General features: G+C 43.4%; 7 protein-coding genes. 4 read left to right on the forward strand and 3 right to left on the reverse strand.

All coding sequences use genetic code 11. From position 1 onward, the window contains the following. Nucleotides 1-150: 150 nt before the first annotated feature. Entirely contained in the window at nucleotides 151-1,065 is a 915-nt protein-coding gene (locus LC605_RS30010; protein WP_229551075.1) for a hypothetical protein, read from the forward strand. A gap of 373 nt (nucleotides 1,066-1,438) precedes the next feature. Here LC605_RS30010 and LC605_RS30015 read toward each other — a convergent pair whose 3' ends face one another. Next, nucleotides 1,439-2,035: a Uma2 family endonuclease gene (locus LC605_RS30015; RefSeq protein ID WP_229551076.1), complete on the reverse strand. Its 597-nt coding sequence runs from the start codon at nucleotides 2,033-2,035 to the stop codon at nucleotides 1,439-1,441. A gap of 85 nt (nucleotides 2,036-2,120) precedes the next feature. On the opposite strand from LC605_RS30015, the gene LC605_RS30020 reads away from it, so the two are divergent. Beyond that, on the forward strand, nucleotides 2,121-2,663 hold the full coding sequence (locus tag LC605_RS30020) for a Uma2 family endonuclease (RefSeq protein WP_229551077.1): 543 nt from the start codon (nucleotides 2,121-2,123) through the stop codon (nucleotides 2,661-2,663). 487 nt (nucleotides 2,664-3,150) lie between these two features. Beyond that, nucleotides 3,151-3,897: a DUF561 domain-containing protein gene (locus LC605_RS30025; protein WP_229551078.1), complete on the forward strand. Its 747-nt coding sequence runs from the start codon at nucleotides 3,151-3,153 to the stop codon at nucleotides 3,895-3,897. A 190-nt stretch (nucleotides 3,898-4,087) separates the two neighbouring features. On the opposite strand, the gene LC605_RS30030 is transcribed toward LC605_RS30025, so the two are convergent. Continuing rightward, entirely contained in the window at nucleotides 4,088-5,236 is a 1,149-nt protein-coding gene (locus LC605_RS30030; protein ID WP_229551079.1) for a DegT/DnrJ/EryC1/StrS aminotransferase family protein, read from the reverse strand. A gap of 472 nt (nucleotides 5,237-5,708) precedes the next feature. On the opposite strand from LC605_RS30030, the gene fetB reads away from it, so the two are divergent. After that, on the forward strand, nucleotides 5,709-6,485 hold the full coding sequence (fetB, locus tag LC605_RS30035) for an iron export ABC transporter permease subunit FetB (protein ID WP_229551080.1): 777 nt from the start codon (nucleotides 5,709-5,711) through the stop codon (nucleotides 6,483-6,485). A gap of 55 nt (nucleotides 6,486-6,540) precedes the next feature. Here fetB and LC605_RS30040 read toward each other — a convergent pair. Continuing rightward, a partial coding sequence (locus tag LC605_RS30040; protein WP_229551081.1) for a mechanosensitive ion channel family protein occupies nucleotides 6,541-6,900 on the reverse strand: 360 nt, incomplete at its 5' end.

The following is a 6,900-nucleotide window of genomic DNA, read 5'->3' on the forward strand; positions in this document are numbered from 1 at the left end:
TAACTTTTTCTCCCCGACTGACTAAGGTGTGGAGTTCGGCTATTTGGCGATCGCGTCCTACAAAGTCTCCTCCCGGTTCTTCGTTAAAGTATCGCCGTAGCCATTCTTCAACCACACTCTCTACAGGAGTAAGATTTTGAATTTCTGTGGATGGCCACAGAAATTCAAAATCTTACTCCTGTAGAGAGTGTGGTTGAAGAATGGCTACGGCGATACTTTAACGAAGAACCGGGAGGAGACTTTGGTATCAGCTTAGAACGACTACGGCGCAAACTCCGAGAACAAACTTCTAAAATTGGGGTATTTATTGATAATCTAGAAACTGCCCTCGATAAAAATGGCAAAATTCTAGAATATCGTCGCCCTTATGTTGAGCTATTGAGAGTATTAGCAGATTCAGATGTGCATTCAGTTACTTTAGTAACAAGTCGTCAGCGTTTGCGGGAGTCTAGTGTGGAGGTTCATCTCTATGCACTCAAAGGTTTAGATGATGAAGCTTGGCGACAGTTCTTCCGTAGTTGCCACATCAACTGCGATTGTAGTATTCTCAGTGAAATGTGCAGAGCTTATGGAGGTAATGCCAAAGCAATGCAAATTCTCCGAGGAGCAATATTGACAGATTTTCATGGTGACATCCACGCCTATTGGCAGGAAAACCGTACAGATTTATTAGGAGAAAGAGAGTTAAAAGATTTAGTCGCCAGTCAATTTACCCGTCTCCAAGAAAATAACTTAGAAGCCTATCGCCTCCTCTGTCGTTTAGGATGGTATCCTTATCAAGATATCCTGACTTCAGTACCTATTGAGGGAGTTTTATGTTTGCTCTGGGATGTAGCAGAACAAAAACGTAGAGGTGTGATTAAAGCTGTGCAAGATTTGTCTTTAATAGAAGCGAAAAAAGGACAATACTGGCTGCATCCTGTCATCCGTGATGAAGCGATTAGTCGGTTAAGGTTAGTTAGTGAAGAATGGGAATTAGTAAACCGAAAAGCCGCAGAATTTTGCACGCAACGAGTTGCAGCTATCAAAAATATCACAGATGCTTTAATTAGAAGCTTATTATAGTAAGTAGGTCGGCGCAATTAAAGCTAACTGGCTAAAGCTGTCATTTGTCCTTTGTCACTTGTACTGAGCGACTTGTACTGAGCGTAGTCGAAGTAAGTCGAAGTATTGGTCACTAGTAAAGATTTTAAGGTTATTTACGTTTCGTAACATACTTTGATTTTTTCGCGCCAACTTACTTATGAGTATTTGATTGAATGAAAAATAACCAATAATATTCGATTTTAATGGTTATATCCCAATACGCTTGGGTTAAGGATTTTCTGGAGAACCATAGGCTGTAGAGACGTTGCATTGCAACGTCTCTACACTGTCCACTGGACAAGGGTTTTAGTCTTATCCCAAGCGTATTGGATTATATCCTGTTTTTTCAACTTTATCCATGTTCTCGAATCACCTGGCTAAAGTCATTGACTGCATCATACTGATCCGCCATGCGTGAATACTGCGCTAGCAATTCTATATCTAAGTCGGGGAAAAAAGAACTTTTGGACACTTTTTCATATTCTTCACCTCGCAAACAATATACCGAAAGTAGCCCATCTTCCCAAAACCAAACTTCTGGAACTTTCAGACGCTTGTATATCTCCAACTTATTAATTCCGCCACTGGTGACAATAATTTCAATAATCAAATCTGGAATCGGTTTTTTAGTCCCAAAGTTATAAGACTCATCTGGTTCTCGTCGCGTACCATCTTTGCGTTTGCCGAGTGTAGCACTTCCTCTAACATAGAAGCGAATTTTCTTTTCTCTCAGGTATGCCTCTAACAAGCGACTTGTAGTACTTTTAGCATCTTCATGGTCATCGGAAACTGGGGACATAATTTCTAAAATTCCATCTAAATAAGTTAGTCGCGCACCTGTACCTTCTAGGTCTACATCTAGCTTTTCTAGTTGATCCCAACTGACGTTATACAGCAAAACATAGGAAGTCTTGGGAGTAACAGGTTTGGCGATGACTGGGGAATTCATGGGGCGATCGCTCCTGGAGAGGTCTATAAGTATTACGGTATAGTAATTCTAGGCAAAATAAAGCGATCGCTCCTAGAGAGGTTTTATGTCCCTGACCCTTGAAGACTTGGAACAAATGCAGCAACAGCATCCCGACTTTCGCATGGAACTAGTCAAGGGTAATATTATTGTTATGAGTCCATCAGGATACGAATCAGATGAGGTTGCAGCCGAAATGGTAGCCCAGTTACGTAACTGGGTTAGACCGCGCAAACTCGGACGAACAGCAGCTTCTAGCGCTGGTTTCAGATTGCCAAACTCCGATTTACGCGCACCGGACGCCTCATTTGTTTTAGCCGAACGCTTGCGTCGTAGTCCCAAGTCTTTTGCTCAATTGGCTCCCGATTTGACTGTAGAGGTGAAGTCTCCTAGCGATAATTTAGAGGATCTCAGAGCCAAAATTCAAGAATTCCTGAGTTTAGGAACTAAGGTAGGAATTTTGCTCAATCCAGATGAGCGGATTGTTGAAGTTTACAACTTTGGACAAGAGGCAATAATACTTCGTGATGGCGATATTTTAACAGTTCCCGATCTGCTTCCAGGATGGGAAGTACCAATTGCAGATTTATGGCCTCCAGAGTTTGACTAGACATCTCCCAAGTTTAAATTGATGGGTAAGCAAGTTCGTAGTCAGGACTTCAGTCCTTATTTCCTAAGCACGCTTTGTGCTTACTACAAACCCTCAAAACTAACTTAGGTACGTTGGTGCGAAAAAACTGAAGTATGTTACGAAACGTAAATAAGCTTAAAACCCTTACTAAGAACCCCACCCTAACCCTCCCCGAAATCGAGGAGGGAACTGGCTTTTTCCATCTTTGCTCTTCGTTCAGGGACTAAGAGGTGGGGTCAAATTCTATGCAACTTCACAAAGAACTGGTATAAGATTTTGCTGCATTTAATACCTAGGTGAATTAGCAGAGTAAACTCCAAAAGCGAAGTTTTACAATATTAGCGATCGCTAATCCGAGAAAAAGGATAAAACTATCAAGATTTGGCAACTGCGATAGTAATTTAGCCCCTGATCAACTGAGGGACGGTAGAATATACCTAATTTTCGTAGCTTCAAAAGCCAAACTATGACGATGCATTCCACACTCCAACGTGCATTTACTAACCGCCGTGTTCTAAAAGTGATTAGCGGCTTGAATAACTTCGACGCCGCTAGCGTTGCTGCTATCGTAAAAGCTGCTGAATTGGGCGGTGCTACTTTTGTCGATATCGCCGCCGATCCTGCCTTAGTCCAGCTAGTTAAAAGTTTGACAAATTTACCAGTTTGTGTATCAGCAGTAGAGCCAGAGAAATTTGTGCAAGCTGTGGCAGCTGGTGCTGATTTAATAGAAATTGGCAATTTCGATTCATTCTATGCTCAAGGTCGCCGCTTTGAGGCTCCCGAAGTGCTAGCGCTCACCAAGCAAACCCGCGCTTTGCTTCCAGAAATCACCTTATCTGTCACCGTTCCTCACATTTTGGAACTAGATCAACAAGTACAGTTAGCCGAAGAACTGGTGAAAACTGGAGCAGATATTATCCAAACCGAAGGCGGTACTAGCAGTAACCCAGTTCACCCTGGAACTCTAGGATTAATTGAAAAAGCTGCCCCCAGTTTGGCAGCAGCTTTTGAGATTTCTCGTGTGGTGTCAGTACCAGTATTGTGTGCTTCAGGCATTTCTAGCGTTACTGCACCATTAGCGATCGCGGCTGGTGCTGCTGGCGTCGGTGTGGGTTCCGCCATCAACCAACTCAATAGCGAAGTAGCAATGATTGCTGCTGTGCGTGGCTTAGTGGAAGCTTTGGTGACTGCTAGCAGCCGTGCGATCGCTTAGTAGTTGATGAGGGGGATGAGGGGGATGAGGGGGATGAGGGGGATGAGGGGGATGAGGGGGATGAGGAAGTAATGGTAAAAATTTACTTCTTGTCGTGCTTTTCTCCCTCATCTCCCCCTGCTCCCCCTGCTCCCTCATCTCCCCCTGCTCCCCCTGCTCCCCCTGCTCCCCCTGCTCCCTCATCCCCCCTTCACCCCAAACAATCCTTCAACGCATAAATAACCTGGTCTTGCTGCTGTCGTGCCAATTCTGGGAACATGGGTAAAGCTATGACTTCATGGCAAGCTTGCTCTGCTATTGGTAAGTCTCCAATTTGATAGTTTAGACTTTGATAAACTGGCTGCAAATGTAAAGGGTAGGGGTAGTAAATCATTGAACTCACACCCTGCTCTTGCAATTGACTACGCACCCAATCTCGATATTTGGCGCTAGCACCATTTCGCCCTTCGCCTGCGATGCGAATAGTGTATTGATTCCATACCCCAATACCCCCAGGTAATTCTTGGGGCGGAATGATCCCCGAAACTTGACTGAGAAACTCGTAGTAATAATTGGCGATATCTCGGCGGCGATCATTCCAAATATCTAAATAACGCAGCTTAATCTGCAAGATCGCTGCTTGAAGAGCATCCAAGCGGCTATTTACGCCTATCTCCTCATGTAAATATCGCACTTTACTACCATGATCTCGTAGTATTCGCAGTTTAGTAGCGATCGCTGGGTCATTAGTCGTTATTGCCCCGCCATCGCCGCAACCACCAAGATTTTTGGTAGGGTAGAAACTGAAGCAACCAATATGTCCAATACTTCCGACTTTTTGATCAGCCCAAATTGCGCCTGTAGACTGAGCGCAATCTTCAATTACTGACAAGTTGTGAGACTGAGCGATCGCCATCAATGAGGTCATATCCACAGGTTGTCCAAATAGGTGAACCGGGATAATCGCTTTGGTTTTGGGTGTAATCGCCGCCGCTACTTGCTCGACATCCAAATTAAACGTATTAACGTCAATATCAACGAAAACGGGCTTTGCACCCACGGCGCTAATGACTTCAGATGTCGCAATAAAGGTGAAAGGCGTTGTGATCACTTCATCGCCTGCACCAATATCCAAGACTCGTAACGCTAAGTAGAGCGCATCAGTACCAGAATTACAAGCCACACATTCAGTAACCGTATTATAAGCGGCAAACTGTTGCTCAAAGCCTTCGACTAAGGGGCCGCCAATATAGCGGCCAGAAGCCAAAACTTCTAAGACAGCTGCACTTACTTCTGCTTCGATGGTGGTGTATTGCTGTTTGATATCAAAGGCAGGGATAGGATTTACACTTTGGATCATGAGTTCTTATTTTATCAGGAGATACAAAGGATGCACTTCGACAGTCAATTTTTGCTGATTGAATTGTTCATCAAAAACAAGCTACTAAGAGACTATCGCCCCAGATACGCATCTATTAGGGTTTTTACTTAAATTGTGGCGCTGTAAACCACCGCACATTTAATTTACAGATAGTAGGCATACTAGTACAGCTTGGCAAAAATCAAGCTACCATTTTAAAACTTGCAAAAGCTTTGATGTACAAAACTTTTGAATGCGTAAATGCGTGACTTCTGCCTTGCGATCCTAGGTGTTTACCATGTTTTGGTCTACCAGTTTGGAATTAATGAAAGTGATATAAGTACGTTAGTGTGAAAAAACTAAGTATGTTACGAAACGTATTTACTTATATCAACCCAGATCCGATGTGTTGGATCAAAGTTCCTCTTGTGTGGACTGCTTTGAGAAGAAAATACCGGGAGATAGAAAACCCATGCAGGATCTGATCAAGCTGGATTTTGTCGATTTAGCTATTGCTGTGGGATTGATGGCGATCGCCATTGGTGTATCTGCCTGGGAAAAATTAGGATTAGAGTTGAACTTAGCCCTTGCTACTGGGAGAACCATCTTACAACTTCTTGTATTGGGATACATTTTAGATTTCATCTTGGCTTTAGATAATGCTTGGGCAGTTTTGGCCCTATTAGCAATAATGCTGACAATTACGGCGATTGTCGCACGAAATCGTATCAGCCAAAAAATTCCTCATGTGTTGCCTTTGGTGTGGGGTGCAATTTTAATTAGTACCGCACTGACAGTGCTTTACAGCAATTTTTTGATCATTCAACCAGAAAGATGGTACGAACCACAGTATATAATTCCCTTAGCAGGGATAGTCTTAGGTAATGCTACCAATGCAGCTGCCATCGCAGGCGATCGCCTTGTCAGCACCATTAATTCCAGCCATCTCGAAATCGAAACCCACTTAAGCTTAGGCGCAACTCCAGAGCAAGCAGTTAGCCAGTACCGCAAAGACGCTATCAGAGCCGGATTAATTCCTACTGTCAATCAAATGATACTCATAGGTATGGTCGCAATACCAGGAATTACCACCGGACAGTTGTTAGCTGGTGTGAAACCCTTGGATGCTATATCCTATGAAATTTTGATTATGTTCATGGTTGCTTTCGCTAACTTGTTGACAACAGTTTTAGTCACAAAGGGGTTATGTCGTCAATTTTTCAATTCTGCCGCGCAGTTGGTGAGGTGAAGGGTTAATCTACTGTAGCTTTCATACTGAAAAATGCGGTAATGAACCCAAATTTTTAATTAGCTTTGCCATTCCCCTGAAAATTTAACAACTGATCGTCATTGACCCAAATTGCTTGTTGAGGCACAGAGATGGAAATTCTAGCTTCGTCTAGGGCAACTTTCAGGCGGCGGCGAAGTTCCCGTGCTACATCCCATTGTTTGAGGGGCTGTGTTTTAATCCAAACACGAATAATCAAACCGCGATCGCCAAATTGATCTATTCCCAAAACTTGCGGCGGTTCCAAAATTTGACGCTGCCATTGCATTTCTTGATTCATCTGGAAAGCAACAGTTTCAATCAACTTCAAAGCCTCTTCTGTATCGGCTTGATAGGCGATGGGAATTGTTAAATCGGCTCGTGACCAACGACTAGA

Source organism: Nostoc sp. CHAB 5836, from assembly GCF_020829445.1.
GTDB lineage: Bacteria > Cyanobacteriota > Cyanobacteriia > Cyanobacteriales > Nostocaceae > Nostoc.